Origin of the sequence: Pedobacter sp. GR22-10 (assembly GCF_026239715.1) — a bacterium.
Lineage (GTDB): Bacteria > Bacteroidota > Bacteroidia > Sphingobacteriales > Sphingobacteriaceae > Pedobacter.
Genome location: NZ_JAPIVR010000003.1, coordinates 244474 through 264366, shown reverse-complemented (window position 1 = coordinate 264366; position 19893 = coordinate 244474). Strand labels below are relative to the sequence as shown.

Genomic DNA, 19893 nt, shown 5'->3' with positions numbered 1-19893 from the left:
TGGAGAAATCTTTGAACATTGCTATCGCGTTTATTCTAAAGATTTCTCCGCTGCGGTCGAAATGACGACAAAATTTAGAATATTAAGAAATATTCATCAGCTTAATCCTACTTCCCCAACACAGCTTTAACCATTTCCCTGTTCGGTTTTGATACGGGGATTTTATCGCCGTTGCTCATTAGCAATAGTCCACCATCTTCTTTTAACCAGCTTTTAACAAACTTCGGATTTACCAGATGACTTTGGTGTGCCCTGACAAATCCCTGAGGTTTCAATAAATCAGAATATTCCTTTAGTGGTTTGGAGATTAAAATCTTTTCTTCGTTTGATAAATAGAAAAAAGTATAAGTATTATCAGCTAAACAGCGAACAATATCATTTACTGCAACATAGCGGATTTCATGCTGCTGCGGTAGTACAATTTTAGGGGCAGAAGATTAAATTCCGGGCTGTAAAATGCCAAAATAGTAAATGAAACCATCAACTTAGTATTTGTATGGTTACGGTCAGTATTTAATCTGTAAAGCGAAACCGAATCAGGCTTACTGTAAACTTATTTTAGTAATAGGACAGTATAATAATAGTGGAACGGTTGCGAGGGACTTTCGACGGGGTTAAGTCGGAGGTTCGTCGGACTTATGACAATTGTACCCGACTAAACTGCGTCTAAAATATGACCTAACTTTATCAAAAAGGTTACTTTATTGTAAGCCGGGCAAAATGTATTAACAGTCTGATTTAACTATCTTCAAGTGACCATTTACGTTTTGGTTTTTGTAGATATAATCAAATAACTCTCAAATCATAGATTTTAAATATCGAAGATAATACCTTGCTTTATAGGCAAAAAACTTAAATTTGCGACAATAAAAATCAAAATTATCATGAGTTTCAGAATAGAACACGATACCATGGGCGAGGTGCAGGTGCCTGCAGACAAATACTGGGGTGCACAAACCGAACGCTCACGCAATAACTTTAAAATCGGACCGGAAGGGTCGATGCCTAAAGAAATTATTCATGCTTTTGGCTATTTAAAAAAGGCCGCTGCTTTAGCTAACACCGAACTTGGTGTACTTTCTGCTGAAAAAGCAACATTAATTGCAAAAGCTTGTGATGAAATTATTGCCGGCGATTTAGACGATCAATTTCCATTGGTGATCTGGCAAACAGGTTCTGGTACACAGAGTAATATGAACGGCAATGAAGTCATTGCAAACCGTGCACATGTCATCAACGGTGGCGCATTAGCCGATGATAAAAAAGTACTTCACCCAAATGATGATGTAAATAAATCACAATCATCTAATGATACTTACCCTACTGCAATGCACATTGCAGCATATAAACTTACGGTAGAAAACACCATTCCAGGCTTAGAACATTTAAGAAATGCCCTGGCTAAAAAGGTAGAAGAATTTAACACGATTGTTAAAACAGGTCGTACCCATTTTATGGATGCAACTCCGCTTACTTTAGGGCAGGAATTTTCAGGTTATGTACAGCAAATTGATAACAGCATCCGCGCCATTAAAAATGCCCTTGTGATGGTGGCTGAATTGGCTTTAGGTGGTACGGCTGTTGGTACAGGTTTAAATACACCTAAGGGTTACGATGTTTTAGTGGCGAAGAAAATTGCCGAATTAACGGGGTTGCCTTTTGTTACCGCACCAAATAAGTTTGAGGCTTTGGCAGCACATGATGCAATGGTTGAACTTTCCGGTGCTTTAAAACGTACTGCAGTTGCTTTAATGAAAGTGGCAAACGATGTGCGGATGTTAAGCTCTGGTCCACGTTGTGGAATTGGTGAAATTGTGATTCCTGATAATGAGCCCGGTTCTTCTATTATGCCTGGGAAAGTAAATCCAACACAACCAGAAGCTTTAACCATGGTTTGCGCCCAGGTAATGGGTAATGATGTAGCCGTTTCAGTAGGCGGGATGTCGGGTCATTTCGAATTAAATGTTTTCAAACCTTTAATTGCAGCTAACGTATTGCAATCTGCCCGTTTAATTGGTGATGCCTGTGTTTCTTTTACTGATAAATGTGCGGAAGGCATTACGGCGAATTTACCAGAAATTGAAAAGCATTTGCAAAACTCACTGATGCTGGTAACGGCTTTAAATCCACATGTAGGGTATGAGAATGCGGCAAAAATTGCTAAGAAGGCACACAAGGAAAACAAAACGCTAAAAGCTGCGGCTGTAGAATTGGGCTTATTAACCAACGCGCAATTCGATGAGTGGGTTCGTCCGGAAGATATGGTTGGAAGTTTAAAATAGCATATTCAGGCCTGATAGGTTTCAAAAACTATCAGGCCTGAGTTTAAATAAAAGCTTAATTAATAAAACATGGATAATTCAGTTTTGCCATTCTTATTTGCCTTGATACCATTAATTTCACCACTTTTGGTTTTTATTGCCTCTTGTCTTTACATGATTAAAATCGCAAGGGTTGATGCCATTTTACTTTGTGTGGGTTCAGGAATTACCTTATTGATAAGTGGCATGTATATTTGGATGCCACATATAGCTCAAAATAGAGCAATGCCCGTTGGAGAGGTAAGTTTTTACTATTCTATACTTGGAGGTATTGGTCTTTTAGGCGGGCTTTTTTTTGCAACCGGGCTTTTTCTATTAATCAATAATATGCTAAATGCCAATAAGCTGTTTCGCGAAAAATTTTAAAACATCGGCAATGCATCAGAAACCTTATTTTACATTTTCATCAGCACAATGCCAAAAAACAATCAAAAACTAAAATTTCTGTATGTGATGTTTTTCACCGCCATTTTGCTGTATTCTTCCTGTTCCAGGCGGCCCAATATTCAAGGTAAAGGTGAAGAATTTATGCAGGGGGTATGGAATGAAGATACCGTCGCTTTTAGCCATAAGCGGAGCAATTATACGCAGCATCATTTTAAAGTGACCTGCGATTCTATTTATATTGATCTGGTCACGCACAGTAAAATAAACTTTTATGAAGATTCTTGTTACCATAATGGAATCTGGAAAGAATATGCAAAAGGCGTGTATGCGGTTAGGGGCGATACGCTATATGTGGGTGCCACCTTTACACACGCCAATTATAAACAGAAAATTTCCGGCTGTTACCGCATTGGCCGTTACGATAAAAACTTTCTGATCAAAAAACATTCAACTGATACCTTGATATTAGAGAGCTTAAATGATCAAAGTGAAATCAGATTGGCACTCAAAGAAAAAATCACCTGTGTACAAAAAGAATTATAAAATGAAATTTAAATCGATCAAAAAGAAATTAAAAACCATTGCTGTCGTTGGCCTGCTCGCCTATTTACCTGTTCAGGCCAATGCCTGGGGGATGATAGGTCACCGTGTAGTTGGAGAAATTGCAGATAGTTACTTAAAGACCAAAACCCGTAAGGCTATCAGGGCTATTTTAGGAACAGAATCTTTGGCCATGTCTGCCAACTGGGGCGATTTTATAAAATCAGATTCCACTTATAATTACATGTACAACTGGCATTTTGTAAACCTTCCAGGTGGATTGGATAAGCAGGGTGTTTACCATATTTTAGAAACGGAAAAAGCACCAAACCTCTACAATAAGATCATCGATTTAACTGCCGTTTTGAAAAAGGCAGGCAGTACGGCATCAGAAAAGAAACTGGCGCTGAGGATGCTGGTGCATATGGCCGGCGATTTATGTCAGCCCATGCACGTGGCACATAAGGAAGATTTAGGCGGGAATAAGGTTTCAGTGATGTGGTTTAATGAAAAATCTAACCTGCACCGTGTTTGGGATGAGCAATTAATTGAATATCAACAGCTCAGTTATACCGAATTTGCCAAAGCGATTAACCATCCATCAGCCGTTGAGCTTTATAATTGGCAAAATACGAGTTTAAAAGATTGCGTTTATGATGCCTATACCATTTGTGGTAAAATTTATGAAGGTGCAAAACCAGATTCCAGGTTAAGCTACCGCTACAATTTCGACTGGTCTGAAACACTTAACCAGCAATTATTAAAAGGCGGTGTTCGGTTGGCTAAAATGCTGAATGACATTTACGGATAACCTGCTTACAGCACAGTTAAATCCTCCAGAAATGGGGGATTTTTTTTTATGCAGCAAATTCATCATTAATTTCCTTTACCTTACATACATCCAACATTTAACGATATGAAAAAACTATTATCTGTACTTTTAATTTGCACTGCGATTGCCTGTACAAAAGATGCTTATAAAACACTTGTTTCAAAAAAATGGGTAATTGAATCAGTAACGGTTCAGCCGGCGATGACCATGGGCGATAAGACGAGCGAAAACTATATAGCGCTATCAGGACCCGAAAGTTGTGTAGCCAACTTATCACTATCTTTTGCCAAAGATAGTTCTTACGTAGCGGGTGCTAATGGGGCACTTTGCGACAGGATGAACGATGCGAGTGTAAAAACCTGGAGAAGAGAAGGTAACAAGATTGTTTTATCTGCTTCCCCTTCAACGCCGTTATTCTTTGATGGCAAAAAATTGACACAAACCACCACGACTGAACAAGAAGGAAAAACTTATACCTTTGTATACGTGTATAAATCTAAATAGCATTGAAAATTTTAATGGTTTGTCTGGGTAATATTTGTCGCTCTCCTTTAGCTGAGGGCATTATGCATCACCTTGCAAAACAAGAAAACTTGGATTGGGAAATTGCATCGGCCGGAACCGGAAACTGGCACATCGGTCAGGCACCTGATCGTAGAAGTATAGCCGCGGCTCAGGATTCTGGCTATGACATCAGCAGGCAAAGGGCGCAACAATTCTCTGTTGCTATGTTTTCAACATATGATTTGATTCTGGTGATGGACCGGAAAAATTTAAGCGATGTTAAGAATCTGGCCAAGACAAAAGAGGAGCGGTTGAAGGTTAAACTTTTTCTAAAGGATGATGAATTGGCAGATCCTTATTGGGATGATACCCTGTTTGCACCAGTTTGTAAACAAGTTGAGGATCGGTGTAAAGAAATTATCAAAGAACTTTCCTAAATTTATCTGTATTACAGAAAGCATTTAAACGTCTAACCAAATTTCGATGAAAAAAATAATAACAATGGCGATTACGCTAGTCATCCTGCAAAGTATCGCATTTGCGCAAAGCTATCCCGGTATTCTGGTCTTTTCTAAAACAAAAGGCTATCGACATGCATCTATTGAAGAAGGTAAAAAAGCAATTATCCAGTTAGGTCAGTTACATCATTATACTGTTGATACCACCGAAAACGCGGAGCTTTTTACCGAAAGTAATTTAAAAAAGTATGCTGCCATTATCTTTTTAAGCACCACAGGTGATGTATTGAACGACATACAGCAATCCGCATTTGAACGTTACATCCAGGCGGGAGGAGGCTTTGTGGGCATTCATGCGGCAACAGATACAGAATATGACTGGGCATGGTATGGCAAATTGGTAGGTGCTTACTTTGTTAGCCACCCCAAAGTGCAGGAAGCCAGATTTGTCATAAAAGATAGAAATCACCCTGCAACCAGGTTTCTGACAGATTCTGTATGGATGCATACAGATGAGCTTTATAATTTCAAAAATGTCAATCCGGATATCAAAGTGCTGATCACGATTGATGAAGCTTCTTATCAGGGTGGTAATAATGGTAATTTTCATCCCTTCAGCTGGTACCATAATTTTGATGGCGGCCGGGCGTTTTACACTTCAATGGGGCACACCAAAGAATGTTGGAACGATCAAAAATTTCTGATGCACTTAAATGGAGGCATAGTATATGCAATTGGAAAACATCAAAAACTGGATTACCGCAAAGCAAAAACCAAACTACTGGAGTAGCTCAATTAAGCTGCAATAATAAATGAGAAAGATAAAAATCTAATCATTTTCATGACGTTTAATCAGGAGTCAAATATTGGAAACCGAAACCTGACAGAGAGCATTAACTATTAATACTTAGTTGAAAAGTACGAACTTAAACGTCAGGTATACGCTACCTTTCAGTAAATAAAGTCTTTTGATATTTAAAAGTTTCGAGGAATTTTTAATCTATTTGAAAAGAAATCATATCATGGCGAAATGTCAGCTGATGATTGAAAATGAGGCGATAGTATTTTCAGGAATTAAAATTTAGAAATAAATATAAACTATTCCATGCCGATCATGTTCCATTAGTACATCAAAACTTATAAAAACATGAATACTGCAACAATAACAACAGAAGTATTAAACGATTTAGTGCAAATTAATAACGACCGTATTGCCGGTTATGAAAAAGCACGTACCGAATTAAAAGATGCCGATGCCGATTTAAAATCCTTATTCCTGGATATGATCTCAGAAAGTCAGAAATATAAAATGGCTCTGGGAACAGAGATCGCTGCTTTAGGAGAAGATATTGATACAGGTACCACAAATTCTGGAAAAATATATAGGGCTTGGATGGATGTTAAAGCATTATTTACAGGCCATGACAGAAAAACAGTTTTAAATAATTGTGAAGGTGGAGAAGATGCTGCTCAAAGCGCTTATAAAATGGCTTTAGAAGTGGAAGATCTTCCGGCCAACATCAGAACGTTGATTTCAGATCAGAAAGCTTCTTTAAGAACTTCACACGATGAAATCAAAAGATTGCGCGATGCTCAGGTATAATTTGGCTGAGTGAAACGAAAAAATCCTCCTGATATGAGCTATCGGGAGGATTTTTTCGTTTCTTAAGATTCCAGTTCTCTATCCAGATGTTCAGTTACCCGCTGGATGGTGTTATCAATGGTGTTACTTAAAATGGTTAAGTAAGATCCTTTCTTCGCCGTATTGATGGCAATTTGCAAACATTCTGTACTCTTATTATTGATGATGATTTCCTTGTTGGGATCTACCTCTTTAATGCCCTTAATCAATAAATTGATCAGTTCATCTTGCTTACGGCCGCGCAGGTATTTTTCCTGGCAAATGTAAATCTTATCGAACATTTGTGCCGAGATGCGCGCGGTTTCAATAATATCTTCATCACGCCTGTCGCCCGTTCCGGAAATGATGCCTACATGTTCTGTGGCTTCAACGCTTTGCAGGTATGCTTTCACGCCATTAAAACCATCAGGATTATGTGCAAAATCTACCAATACTTTAAAATCTTTAAACCGGAACACGTTCATCCTGCCAGGTGTATGTGCTGCAGATGGGATAAAGGTTTCTAAGGCTAAGCGGATATCTTCCGGCTTGTAGCCCCATAAGTAAGTTGACAATGTTGCTGCCAGAACGTTCTGAATCATAAAGTTCACCGCGCCGCCAAAAGTAAGCGGAATATGTGTTGCTTTATCAACCCTTAATTTCCAGTCTCCCGTTTTAATGGTGATATAACCATTTTCATATATGGCGGCGATACCACCCTTTCTGCAATGTTCTTTAATCACCGGATTGTTTTCATCCATGCTGAAATAAGCTACATTACAGCGTGCATCTCTGGCAATTTTCACACAATAGCCGTTATCAGCATTTAATACGGCCCATCCTTTACGGCGAACAGCGCCAACTACTACCGCTTTAACCCGGGTTAAATCATCCAGGTTATGGATATCAGATATACCCAGGTGATCTTCCTGAATATTGGTAATCACCCCAATATCACACGCATTAAAACCCAGTCCGGCTCTTAAAATTCCACCACGCGCGGTTTCAAGAACGGCAAATTCTACCGTAGGGTCTTTTAAAATAAATTCGGCACTAACCGGCCCTGTGGTATCACCTTTCATCAGCATGGTGTTGTGCACGTAAACACCATCACTGGTGGTATAACCTACACGTTTACCGTTACTGCGGATAATATGGGCAATTAACCGTGTAGTGGTGGTTTTTCCATTGGTTCCGGTTACCGCTATAATGGGAATAGAGGATAGCCTGTTTTGCGGGTAAAGCATGTCTACAACAGAAGCGGCAACATTTCTGGGTAAGCCTTCGCTTGGTGCCAGGTGCATTCTAAAACCCGGGGCAGCATTTACTTCCAATACCACACCGCCATTTTCTGTTAGTGGCTGGGTCAGGTTTTGCGCCATGATGTCAATTCCGCAGATATCCAGTCCGATTACCCTCGAAATTCTTTCGCAGATAAATATATTTTGCGGATGAACAATATCCGTTACATCGATGGATGTTCCCCCGGTACTCAGGTTAGCTGTTGATTTTAAATAAACGACCTCGCCTTTTTCAGGAATGGTTTCTAAAGTATATTCCTTTTTGGCCAGTAAATCTAAAGTATCACGGTCAACAGCGATTTCGGTTAATACATTTTCATGCCCGTAACCGCGACGTGGATCTTCATTTTCCTTATCGATTAACTCCTGGATCGTGTGAATACCATTTCCCAGTACATGTGCCGGATCACGCTGCGCAGCTGCCACTACCTTATGGTCAATCACCAGCACCCGGAAGTCAAAGCCGGTAATGAATTTTTCTATAATGACTTTTCTCGAATACGTCTTCGCATATTCGAAAGCTTCTTTGGCAGCCTCCAGGGTTTTAACATTAATGGTGGCACCTTTGCCGTGATTTCCATCCAGTGGTTTAAAAACTAAAGGAAAACCTACTTTACTTACCGATGCTTCCAGTTCATCTGGATTCGAAATGGTTACACCTGAAGCTACGGGAATGGCTGCTTCTGTTAATAAGCGCTTGGTTTCTTCTTTGTTACTGGCAATGTCAACAGCAATGCTGCTGGTTTTTTCAGTCATGGTTGCCCTGAAACGCACCTGGTTTTTGCCATAACCCAACTGCACCAGCGAACTTTTATTTAACCTGATCCATGGAATATTTCTGCTCACTGCTTCCTGAACAATTGATCCTGTACTTGGGCCAAGGGCTTCCAGTTCACGGATTTCCTTCATCCTCCTGATATCATGCTCCAAATCATATTCTTCATTATCAATCAGTGCCTGAGCGATTTTCACTGCCGCCTCTGCGGCATAAACGCCTACTTTTTCTTCCAGATAGCTGAATACGACATTGTAGATCCCCTCAGTTTTGGTTTGGCGGGTTCTGCCAAAGCCAGTTTCCATTCCGGCAATGGTTTGAATTTCAAGGGCAATATGTTCAATCACATGCCCCATCCAGGTGCCTTCTTTAACGCGTGTAAAGAAACCACCTTCCACACCTTTAGAGCAGCGGTGGATAAACATACTGGGTAATAATTTTTCTATTCGCTCACTAAACCCCTCAATCAGATTGGTTGGTCTTTGCTCCAGCTCCTCTAAATCCAGTCTCATCTGGATGAGTTTTTTGCGGTTAATCGACCATATATTTGGTCCTCTTAATACTTGTATGTTATGTATCTTCATGTAATGTTTTGTCGTTATGATTAAAAGAACGGATTTTAGGCGAACCTTTTTTCAAATGGAGAGACTAAAATTGATGATTGTAAATTATGCATTTATTTTGAAAATTGGCAATTCAAATAGCTAAATCAATTTCATAGGCGATTTGTTTTATTTTCAGACCTAACTTTAACTCAAATTATTCATAATTATTTCAACCATTGTTGATAATTGCAGAATTATTGACAAAAAAAGTCGTGTTTTTTATCTTAACCTGATATATTTGGGTTTTTTGATAGAATACTAATACACATAAAATGGTTCCTAAGGGCAAACTCATCATTATTGGAGGTGCAATAAATACAGGCAGCTTTGCAGAAACACAGTTCGGATTGCCCGAAAATATGAATTTTTTCGAACGGGGAATTTTAAAGAGAATTACGACAGAATCAGTCAGAGATGTTGAATCGAGGTTCGAAATCATTACCACGGCCTCTTTAATGCCCGAAAAAGTGGGGGAAGAATACATTAAGGCTTATGCCCAGTTAGATGTGCATAATGTTGGCGTATTGAACATAACCAATCGGGAAGAAGCAAATGCCGAAGAAAATTGTGAGCGCATTAAGGCCGCTGAAGTGATTATTTTTACCGGAGGAGATCAGTTAAGGCTATCATCTATTTTCGGTGGAACCAAAATCCATCAGATTCTGATTGATAAATATAAAACGGAACCCGTAGTTATTGCAGGAACATCAGCAGGTGCGGCGGCAAGTTCCAAGAATATGATTTATCAGGGAAGTAGTAAGGATGCCTTGCTAAAAGGCGAGGTGAAAATTACAGGCGGACTGGGTTTTATTGATGATGTAATTGTAGATACACACTTCGTGCAGCGCGGGCGGATTGGAAGATTACTTTATGCCGCTGCGAGTAATCCCGGGATCCTGGGGATCGGCCTGGGTGAAGACACGGGCTTATTTATCTCGGATGGACACATCATGGAAGCCATTGGTTCAGGCATGGTAATCCTGGTTGATGGCCGTCAGATGGCTGATACCAATTTAACCGATGTAGAAATGGGGCAGCCTGTATCTATCAAAAATATGGTGGTGCATGTGATGTGTGACGGCGATGTTTACGATCTGACTGATCATAGCCTGGTGATCCACCATCCAAAAGTTGTTCCGATAGAATAGTGAAAGGTTGAAGGTTTACCAGATAGAAGGCCTGATGTTATCGCTCAATGATAAAAAGTTCAGGGCTTAGCACTTCAATCTAACTTCTCATATCTAACATCTCAAATCTCTTAAAAATGAAATTAATTATACATGGTGGCTTTTTCAGCGAGTCATCAACCAATCAGGAAACAAAGAAAGCCAAACAGGATGCACTGTCTGCTATTGTTCAGCTTGGTTACGCTTACCTGGAAAATCATTCTGCACTTGAAACAGTTGTTTATACGGTTGCTTTGCTTGAGGATAATGAACTGTTTAATGCAGGGATTGGTTCTCAGATTCAAAGTGACGGGAAAGTACGCTTAAGCGCTTCCTTAATGGATGGGAAGACGGAAAAATTCAGCGGTGTGATTAATATAGAAGAGGTAAAGAACCCCATTCAGATTGCGCAAAGTTTATTGGCATATGATGACCGGGTACTGAGTGGTGAAGGTGCGCAACACTTTGCACGTGAAAAAGGGTTTGGGTATTTTAATCCGGTTACTGATCAGCGGCAATCTGAATATGAAGCGAAGATAAACCAGCAAAACAATAAGGGAACTGTAGGTTGTGTGGCTTTAGATGCGGACGGAAATATTGCGGCGGCTACATCTACAGGAGGAAAAGGATTTGAAATTCCTTGTAGAGTAAGTGATTCAGCTACAGTAGCAGGTAACTACGCTAATCAGTTTGCCGGTGTTTCCTGTACCGGAGTTGGCGAAGATATTGTGAGTGGTGCACTGGCCTCAAAAATAGTGACCAGGGTTACCGACGGGTTTTCTTTAAAAGATGCCTGCGACAAATCTTTCCGGGAACTTAAATCATTTGATGGTTTTGCAGGAGTTATTGGCATCTCCAATACTGGTGAAATTTATCATTGCGATTCACACCCTTACATGGTTTGGGCATCTTTTGATGTTAATTTACAGGTATTTAACTAAAGTTAAATATAAAGTATTATTTTTGTTGCATGTCCAAAATTGTATTGGCGCTCATAAGCCTTTTTGCCTCATTTCAACTACATGCTCAAAATTTTGATAGCCAGGAACCCGCTGCTGGCAATGCAATAACAATATCGGTATCAAAATTTGATCTGGTAGATGGCAATTCCTTTTATGAAGAAGCGGAGAGTTTCGAAAAAAAGGGCGATTTTAATGAAGCATTGACCTTATTTGGCAAGGCCGCATTTGAATATAATTCAGTAAAAAACTTTAATAGGTATGGTCAGGCCATTATAAAAATGAGCAATATGCATTATATGCTCGGTCGTTTTGGTGATGCAGAACAAATTCTATTAAATGTTGCGCTTAAAAACTATTCTAAAATGGGCAGCAGAAATGGCCTGATGAATACCTATGGCTTACTTGGTAAGGTTTATCTGGCCAATAATAAATCTACACAATCCATGTGGTTTTATACCCAGCAAGGCATGCTGGCCAAACAGTTAAAAAGCAATAATGCCTACCTCGAATCGGTTTTGGGCATTGTGCAGGTTAAAATAAAAAAGAAGGATTTTACCTTGGCTTTAAGGGATCTTAAAGCTGCAGAGTGGTTTGCCAATTCGGTAAAAATTACACAATATAAAGGCCAGATTCGTGATGCAAGGGAAATGATTTCTGCTAAAACAAATCCTAAAAAGGGTTTAAAATAATATCCCCGCTACTTTCACTATAAAAATCAATCGGACAAAGATTTTTGTGAACAAAAATCCATTTCAATATTCTTGTGGTCATCCGGCATAAAAGCCTGATGATCTAAGATCTTAAAACAAAATAAATCTAATTACGTTACCATTTTAGAATTGTTAAATAAGAAGCTTTTGGTTAGATTTGATCAGTTTTAACAAGAGACGGTAATAATGCTGTCTCTTTTTTGTTTTTTCGTTAAAATGGTATCATATTGGCTATATAGAATTGAAAATGGATTTTAAATCATTTAAAGAGATGTTGAAGAGAGTATTTTTTGTAATTTTTACGGCAGCAGTGATTGCATGTCATGCTGCTCCAAAGCCCCAGCCAATAGTGGATGGCATTGCGAATGTTATGCCTGACCAGCAACAACAGCTTGTGATCAAAGAAGTAGTTAACCTGATTGAAAGCTATAACTATAAAAAAGTTCAGGTAAATGATTCCATTTCTTCTTTAATCCTTGATAAATATATTAAGGCTTTAGACCAGGGGAAAAATTATTTCTTAGCTTCTGATATTGCCGCATTTGAGAAATACAGGTATACGCTGGATGATGATTTTAAAAATGGTGACCTGAGTGGTCCGTTTTATATCTATAATGTTTACGCAAAAAGGCTGAATGAGTATTTTGCCTATTCGCTGGCGCAGATTAAAAATAAATACGATTTCAATCAGAATGACACCTATGTTTACGATCGTGAAAAGCTGCCATGGGCACCTTCAACAGCAGCATTAAATGATACCTGGAAAAAAAGGGTAAAGTATGAACTGATTAATTTAAACCTGGCTGGCTCTGCCCAGGATAAAAATGTTACAACGCTTACCAAACGTTATCAGAACTTAAAATCGCAGATCGCTAAAAATAATAATCAGGATGTTTTTCAGATTCTGATGGATGCTTTTACAGAATCAATTGACCCACACACCAATTATTTCGTACCGGCAAGGGCAACAGAATTTAATGAAGAAATGTCAAGGTCTTTTGAGGGTATTGGTGCACGTTTACAACTGGAAAATGAAGTAGTAAAGATTGCCGAAATTATCCCCGGCGGACCAGCGTTTAAAGGAAAACAATTAACTGCGGGTGATCGGATTATTGCTGTTGCCCAGGGAAATGATGATTTTGTGGATATTGTAGGGTGGAGATTAGATGCCACTGTCAGTAAAATTAAAGGTCCGAAAGGAACTAAAGTACGCTTAAAAGTTATTCCGGTTGGAAAAGAAATGTCTTCTAAGCCCGTCATTATTGAGATGATGCGCGAGAAGGTTATTCTCGAAGATCAGTCTGCTAAGAAAAAAGTAAAAACGGTAACAACCAATGGCAAGAACTATAAAATTGGCGTGATTTCACTTCCTGCTTTCTATGCTGATTTTAAAGCGGCTAATGCAGGAGACAAGAACTATAAAAGTACAACCCGTGATGTACGGAAATTGGTGGATTCTTTGAAAAATATTGATAAGGTTGATGCTATTGTAATGGATTTACGCGGCAACGGCGGCGGATCTCTTGTAGAAGCGATTTCCCTTACAGGCTTATTTATTGACCGCGGACCAGTTGTTCAGGTAAAAGATCTGCGAGGCAAGATCGAAGTGGATGAAGATGAAAATGCAGGTGTGGCCTGGAATGGACCATTTGGTGTTATAGTTGACCGTTTAAGTGCTTCAGCTTCAGAAATTTTTGCCGGAGCGATACAGGATTACGGACGTGGAATTATTATGGGTAGTCAAACTTACGGTAAGGGAACTGTTCAATCATCTATTGATTTGAATAAACTGGTTAACCCGGGCATGTTGCAGAAAATTGCCGGCCTGGTAACGAAAGACAAAACACTTGGTACTTCACCAACTTCAACTAATGCTTCAGATATTAACTTAGGCCAGATTAACCTTACCATGGCCAAATTTTACCGGGTGGCCGGAAGCAGTACGCAGCATAAAGGTGTTTTACCGGATGTTATTTTTCCTTCACTTTATCCAATGGATAAAATCGGAGAGGATACTGAACCATCGGCATTGCCCTGGGATGTTATTCCGAGTTCTAATTTTACTGCAGTGGCTAACCTATCAGCTGTAAAAGCAGGACTCATGAAAAACAGTGAACAACGTATCTCAAACTCTTTGGATTTTAAATACCTGAAAGAGGATATTGCTGAATTGAAAAAGCGTGATAAGGAAGTTTCTGTTCCCTTGAATGAGGCCAAGCTTAAAGCTGAACGAGAAGCCCAGGAAGCCAAATCTTTGGCCAGACAAAATGATTTAAGGGCTTTGAGAGGCTTGCCTGCAATTAAGAAAGGAGAGAAAATAACCAAACAGGATACTTTTGATTTCATTGAAGATGAATCTTTAAAAGTGATGGGTGATTTTATGCAGCAATCTGGTAATTATGTAATGAATTTGGGAGGTGCAGCGGCACCTAAACTTTAATCATAAAAAGTGAAAAAAAACGGGCGATCTATTTCAGATCGCCCGTTTTTTTTTGGAATTAACCTCAAGACCAGATTTCAATTAAAAGATTGCCTGAACGCCGAGGGGGTAAGGTTTGTCTTGGATTTAAACAGCTTTGTAAAAGATTGCAAATGTTCAAAACCAAGTGCATAAGCAATTTCACTAATGGAAAGATTTGTGGTAGAAAGTTTCTCTTTAGCCAGGTCAATCAGTTTTTGATGTAAATATTGCTGTGTATTCTGTCCAATAAGTGTTTTTAATAGTCCGGAAAGATAACCTGGCGAAACATTTAGTTTTTCAGCGATGTAACCTACGGTAGGCAATCCCCTAAGGCCAAGATTATCATTTGCAAAGTAACCCTTAACGATCTCTTCCAGTTGATCAAGTAGCTGATGATTGATGGCTTTACGTGTAATAAATTGCCGTCCGTAGAAACGTTGTGCATAATTGAGAAGCAATGCTATTTGCGCGATCACGACATCCTGAGTAAAGTGATCGATATTGCTATTGGTTTCATTTTTTACCAATTGGGCAATGGCATTAAGAATTGTTTCTTCATTTTCAGAAACATGCAGGGCTTCAAATAAAGCATAGTCGAAGAAATCATAATCTTTTATGGTTTTAGCCAGATGCGTATTCCAGAGTAATTCTGAATGGAACAGAATCATCCAGCCAGTTGGACGATGGTATTGATCCTGATTAACTTCAACGGTAAAAACTTGACCCGGAGCCATGAAAAATAACACACCATCATCAAAGTCGCTCATTTGCTGTCCGTATTTAATTTTAGCATCCGGAACACGCTTTAGTGCTATGGAATAAAAATCAAAAATCATCGTCTTTGATCGTCCATTCACCTGCATTTGCACTTCCTCCATGTTAACAACGCTAATTAACGGATGCCCAGGCTTGGGCAATCCAGCCAATTTATGATATTCTGATATTGTTTTAAAGCGGTAGCGGCTCAGGTTTTCCATGGTTATAATTTACGTAAAATAAATCCCTTGCTCCAAATCCTGAATTAAACCGGAATATTGGGGCTCCCAATGCAAACGCTGACGGGTTAATTTTGCTGAAGCAGGCCCGTCAATATTTGCAAAATGTTCAAACCAGCCAAAATGGGCAGCAACTTCATCGTTTGATTTTGATACAACAGGTAAGTTCAGCTGCTTACCAATGGCTTCAGCTATCGATTTAAAGGTTATTGATTCTTCTGCCACACCATGAAAACGAGCTCCAGGCCTGGCCTGCTCCAAAGCCAATCTGAAAAGAACAGCGGCGTCAAGACGATGAACAGCTGTCCATCGGTTTGCGCCATCTTCTACATAGGCTGATGAACCCTTTTGGCGGGCAATATCAATAAGCATGGGTATAAAGCCATGCACATCGCCTTCGCCATGAACTGATGGCGATAAACGGACAACTGATATGCGGACATTCTTCGCAGCAAGATTATCAACTGCTTTTTCTGTAGCAATCCTGGGATTTTGACCATTATAATCAGGCATTTTATCTTCAGTAGCCAGTTGACCAGGGCTCACGATCAACGTTCCGGAGGTAACAATAAAGGGCTTATCCGTTCCCGTTATTTCATTTCCAATAGCCGCTATTGCTACACGATCAATTTCACACACGGCTTTAAAACGGCTAAAATCATGAATAAATCCAGTATGTATAATCCCATCAGCAGCATTTGCTCCTCTGCGTAAACTTTCCAGATCTTCCAGGTCACCCTTATGCACTTCGGCACCGGCCAGCAATAGTGCTTTTTCTGCAGCTTCATTTCGGGCTAAACCCAAAACCTGGTGGCCGGCATTAATTAATTCTTTTACTACAGCTGAACCAACAAAGCCTGTTGCTCCTGTTACAAAAACTTTCATAGCGATTTATTTTAATTTCATAAATAATGTTACATGAGTTTTGAGATCCCGCATACGTATCTCTTTAATCACTGTACAAAACTCCATTATTTTTGAGTACACTATTTAGCCTAATCCATTTTTGATTTAGCCAAAACGAAATTATACAGGGCAAAAAAAAGACTGCTGCATTTCAGCAACAGTCTCTCTATATATAGCAGAATATATTAGTCTTTCTTTGGAGCATTTTGACTTAACTGCATGGCCATCATTTCTTTCATGGTTTTATTCATGCCTTCTGTACTGCCATCCAGGAAAATGATATTACCTTCACCATATTCGGCAAATTGTTTAATCGCTTCCGTCCACATGGTAAATAAAATAACTGAAGTATCTAAATTTGCCTGTTGCATTTCATGCGCGGCATTAGTCATACCCTTTGCTACCTCTTCTCTGAACAAAGCAATACCTTGTCCACGGAGTTGTGCAGCTTCCCGCTCGGCAGTCGCTGCAATTTTAATGGCGTTACCATCTGCTTCGGCACCTTTGGTTTTGGTAATTAATAAGGCCTGACCTTCATTTTCTGCAGCTGCCTTTAAATTATTGGAAGCAACTACACGGCTCATGGAGCGCATAATTTCTTCATCGAATGTAATGTCATTTAATTGAAGATCTTGTAAATGATAACCCCATCCATCTAAAACCTGGTCTATCTGCTCTTTAACATGCAAAACGATTTCGTTACGTTGCGCCAGAACATTGGCCTGTTTCTGGGTAGCCACATAAGCACGGATGGAACCTTCTATTGTTCTGATCAGTGCCTGCATTAAATTGGTTGCATCTACAAACTTAAAGGCTACGTTTTTGATGGTTTCTTCATCCTGGTTAACAACAGAATATAAAAGCATTGCTTTAAAATAAACATTGGCCTGATCCTGGGTAACTGCCTGAAATGACAACTCAACAGAGCGATTTTGAATTGAAATTCTGGAATAAATTTGCTCTATTAGTGGGATTTTGAAGTTTAATCCTGGCCTGAGTTGTCTACGGTATTTTCCGAAAACCGTTACTACTGCTATGGTTCCTTGTTTAACAGTAACAAATGAGCTTAGCAAAATAATAATCGCCAGGAAAATGAGAATGTAAATAGTGTACTGCATAATTAGATTTTTTTTGAAGTTAAAAAAAAATCATACAAACTACATAATGCTTTTTGTAGCTTTATTTTTTCCTAACTAGATTATACTACATGAAAAAGAATTTATTTCTCTCTGCGGCGGTAATAATGTTATTCGCAGCCTGTCAGAATGATAAAAATCATCAAGCTACAGAAACAGATCAGCGGACTGTTTTTTTTGATACTGCCGGAATGGATTCGACAGTAAAACCCGGCGATAACTTTTTCCTTTATGCCAATGGAAAATGGATGAAAAACGCACAAATCCCACAAACAGAAACCGGATGGGGTTCTTTCTATACCTTATATAATGATAACCTTAAAAATTTAAAGGTCATTCTGGAAAACGCGGCTAAAAGCAAAGTAGCAAAGGGTAGTAATGAACAAAAGGTTGGCGATTTTTATGCCAGCGGAATGGATTCTTTAACCATCGAAAAGCTTGGGGTAATGCCCGTAAAGCCACTGTTGGAGAAAATAGACGGTATTAAAAACGATGAGGATCTCATTAATTTTGTATCTGAAGGTTTTAAAAATGGCAATGGAGACTTATTCGGTTTTGGTGTTGATCCGGATGATAAAATGAGTTCAAAAAACGTGCTTATCTTTACCCAGACAGGGATAAATTTACCAGAACGTAGTTATTATCTCGATCAGGATGATAAGGCAAAAAAAATCAGGACAGAATATTTGAAATACATCACCAAAATATTTAACCTTGCCGGAGATTCTGCTCATGCCTCCTCCTATGCCGACCATATTTTAAAGCTGGAAACCATGTTGGCAAAATCACATTCAACTCCGGTTGAATTGCGTGATCCTCAGAAAAATTATAACAAGCTGGCGGTTGCAGATTTCCAGAAACAAATTCCAAATATCAATTTTAATACGGTACTGAAAAATCTTGGCGCATCAACGGATAGCATTATTGTCAGACAGCCAAAATATTACCAGGCATTATCTGCCCTGATAAAAAGCCAGCCCATTGAAACCTGGAAGGAAAAACTAAAGTTTGATGCACTGAATAATGCTGCAAATGCACTTACTAAAGCCTTTAGAACGGCAAAATTTGAATTCTTTAGTAAAACCTTGTATGGCCAGCTTGCACAAACTGAAAGATGGAAAACAATGGTTAACAATACGGATAGTAATTTGGGCGACTTACTGGGACAGCTTTATGCCGAACAATATTTTAAGCCTGAAGCTAAAAAACGTATGTTGGAATTGGTGAATAACCTGCAGAAAGTATATGCAGAACGAATCAAAAAAGTAGATTGGATGTCTGCCGAAACTAAAAAGAAAGCCCTCGAGAAGTTAAATGCATTTATCAAAAAAATAGGCTATCCTGATCAATGGAAAAAGTATGATGATGTGGAAATTTCGAGAAGTACATATTTCGCTAACCTTCAATCGGCAAGAAAGCACGGTTATAAAGAGATGATGGCTAAACTGGGTAAAACGGTTGATAAAACGGAATGGTTTATGACACCGCCTACAGTAAATGCCTACTATAACCCTGCCTATAATGAAATTGTATTTCCAGCCGGCATTCTGCAATTTCCATTTTTTGCTTTCAATGCTGATGATGCCATTAATTATGGCGCTATCGGTGCCGTTATCGGCCATGAAATGACACATGGATTTGATGATCAGGGCAGACAATATGATGCAGCTGGTAATTTAAAAGAATGGTGGACGAAAGAAGATGCCGCGAAATTTAAAAGTAAAGCCGATAAAGTAGTTGCACTATATAATAAGTTTACACTTTTGGATAATCAGCATGTGAATGGTTCATTAACTTTAGGTGAAAATCTGGCTGATATTGGTGGTTTGAATATTGCGTATGATGCCTTTAAATTAACCGAACAAGCTAAAAGCGATAAGAAAATCGATGGATTTACACCAGATCAACGATTCTTTTTAAGTTTCGCTCAGGTTTGGAGAATGAAAACCAGAGATGAATCAATGCGTGTTCGTATTAAGACTGATCCACATAGTCCGGAAATTTTTAGGGTAAATGGCACCGTCTATAACATGGAAGCATTTTATAAGGCATTTAATATACCCACTACAGCTAAAATGTATCTGGCTCCAGAAAACAGGCTAGGTGTTTGGTAATGCTGAATAAATAAATTTAAGCCACGTTTTAAAAAAGGACGTGGCTTTTTTTGTGCGCTTTAAAACAAAAGTTGGTATTTGTTGTATTTACACTATTAA

At 39.0% G+C, this 19893-nt stretch carries 18 protein-coding genes; 13 read left to right on the top strand and 5 right to left on the bottom strand.

The window, feature by feature from the left end; genetic code table 11:
- Positions 1–107: 107 nt before the first annotated feature.
- Positions 108–398: a LytR/AlgR family response regulator transcription factor gene (locus tag OQX64_RS13815; RefSeq protein WP_322974973.1), complete on the bottom strand. Its 291-nt coding sequence runs from the start codon at positions 396–398 to the stop codon at positions 108–110.
- A 486-nt stretch (positions 399–884) separates the two neighbouring features.
- Here OQX64_RS13815 and fumC point away from each other — a divergent pair, with 486 nt between their 5' ends.
- The 8 genes from fumC to OQX64_RS13775 all read left to right on the top strand — a co-directional run bounded on the left by fumC (position 885) and on the right by OQX64_RS13775 (position 6645).
- Entirely contained in the window at positions 885–2282 is a 1398-nt protein-coding gene (gene fumC / locus OQX64_RS13810; RefSeq protein ID WP_088299726.1) for a class II fumarate hydratase, read from the top strand.
- Between the two features lie 69 nt (positions 2283–2351).
- The gene (locus tag OQX64_RS13805) at positions 2352–2687 is read left to right on the top strand and encodes a hypothetical protein (RefSeq protein WP_088299725.1); all 336 of its coding nucleotides are present in this window, start codon (positions 2352–2354) and stop codon (positions 2685–2687) included.
- A 48-nt stretch (positions 2688–2735) separates the two neighbouring features.
- A complete protein-coding gene (locus OQX64_RS13800; protein ID WP_088299724.1) occupies positions 2736–3251 on the top strand; it encodes a fumarate hydratase in 516 nt (171 codons plus the stop codon).
- A 1-nt stretch (position 3252) separates the two neighbouring features.
- Positions 3253–4059: a S1/P1 nuclease gene (locus tag OQX64_RS13795; RefSeq protein ID WP_088299723.1), complete on the top strand. Its 807-nt coding sequence runs from the start codon at positions 3253–3255 to the stop codon at positions 4057–4059.
- 105 nt (positions 4060–4164) lie between these two features.
- Positions 4165–4584: a hypothetical protein gene (locus OQX64_RS13790; RefSeq protein ID WP_088299722.1), complete on the top strand. Its 420-nt coding sequence runs from the start codon at positions 4165–4167 to the stop codon at positions 4582–4584.
- Positions 4585–4598: 14 nt separating this feature from the next.
- Positions 4599–5021 carry a low molecular weight protein-tyrosine-phosphatase gene (locus OQX64_RS13785; protein ID WP_322974972.1) on the top strand — a complete coding sequence of 141 codons (423 nt, stop codon included), beginning with the start codon at positions 4599–4601 and terminating at the stop codon, positions 5019–5021.
- A 46-nt stretch (positions 5022–5067) separates the two neighbouring features.
- Positions 5068–5832, top strand: coding sequence for a ThuA domain-containing protein (locus OQX64_RS13780; protein WP_265819223.1), 765 nt, complete (start codon positions 5068–5070; stop codon positions 5830–5832).
- Positions 5833–6189: 357 nt separating this feature from the next.
- Complete coding sequence (locus OQX64_RS13775; RefSeq protein WP_088299719.1) at positions 6190–6645, top strand: ferritin-like domain-containing protein; 456 nt, start codon at positions 6190–6192, stop codon at positions 6643–6645.
- Between the two features lie 62 nt (positions 6646–6707).
- Here OQX64_RS13775 and cphA read toward each other — a convergent pair whose 3' ends face one another.
- Positions 6708–9323, bottom strand: a complete 2616-nt coding sequence (gene cphA / locus OQX64_RS13770) for a cyanophycin synthetase (protein WP_265819221.1) — start codon at positions 9321–9323, stop codon at positions 6708–6710.
- A 293-nt stretch (positions 9324–9616) separates the two neighbouring features.
- Between cphA and OQX64_RS13765 the strand changes: the two genes are divergently transcribed.
- From OQX64_RS13765 to OQX64_RS13750, 4 genes are all read left to right on the top strand, one after another.
- A complete protein-coding gene (locus tag OQX64_RS13765) occupies positions 9617–10492 on the top strand; it encodes a cyanophycinase (RefSeq protein ID WP_265819219.1) in 876 nt (291 codons plus the stop codon).
- Positions 10493–10608: 116 nt separating this feature from the next.
- The gene (locus tag OQX64_RS13760; protein WP_265819218.1) at positions 10609–11451 is read left to right on the top strand and encodes an isoaspartyl peptidase/L-asparaginase; all 843 of its coding nucleotides are present in this window, start codon (positions 10609–10611) and stop codon (positions 11449–11451) included.
- Positions 11452–11480: 29 nt separating this feature from the next.
- The gene (locus tag OQX64_RS13755; protein WP_265819217.1) at positions 11481–12161 is read left to right on the top strand and encodes a hypothetical protein; all 681 of its coding nucleotides are present in this window, start codon (positions 11481–11483) and stop codon (positions 12159–12161) included.
- A 292-nt stretch (positions 12162–12453) separates the two neighbouring features.
- Positions 12454–14622 (top strand): carboxy terminal-processing peptidase, encoded by a 2169-nt coding sequence (locus tag OQX64_RS13750; RefSeq protein WP_253248947.1) that lies wholly within the window; start codon positions 12454–12456, stop codon positions 14620–14622.
- Between the two features lie 77 nt (positions 14623–14699).
- On the opposite strand, the gene OQX64_RS13745 is transcribed toward OQX64_RS13750, so the two are convergent.
- The 3 genes from OQX64_RS13745 to OQX64_RS13735 all read right to left on the bottom strand — a co-directional run bounded on the left by OQX64_RS13745 (position 14700) and on the right by OQX64_RS13735 (position 17662).
- The gene (locus tag OQX64_RS13745) at positions 14700–15620 is read right to left on the bottom strand and encodes a helix-turn-helix domain-containing protein (protein WP_265819216.1); all 921 of its coding nucleotides are present in this window, start codon (positions 15618–15620) and stop codon (positions 14700–14702) included.
- A 9-nt stretch (positions 15621–15629) separates the two neighbouring features.
- Positions 15630–16523 carry an SDR family oxidoreductase gene (locus OQX64_RS13740; RefSeq protein ID WP_265819214.1) on the bottom strand — a complete coding sequence of 298 codons (894 nt, stop codon included), beginning with the start codon at positions 16521–16523 and terminating at the stop codon, positions 15630–15632.
- Positions 16524–16729: 206 nt separating this feature from the next.
- A complete protein-coding gene (locus OQX64_RS13735) occupies positions 16730–17662 on the bottom strand; it encodes an SPFH domain-containing protein (protein ID WP_265819212.1) in 933 nt (310 codons plus the stop codon).
- Between the two features lie 89 nt (positions 17663–17751).
- Here OQX64_RS13735 and OQX64_RS13730 point away from each other — a divergent pair, with 89 nt between their 5' ends.
- Entirely contained in the window at positions 17752–19794 is a 2043-nt protein-coding gene (locus tag OQX64_RS13730; RefSeq protein ID WP_265819211.1) for a M13 family metallopeptidase, read from the top strand.
- Positions 19795–19893 lie beyond the last annotated feature (99 nt).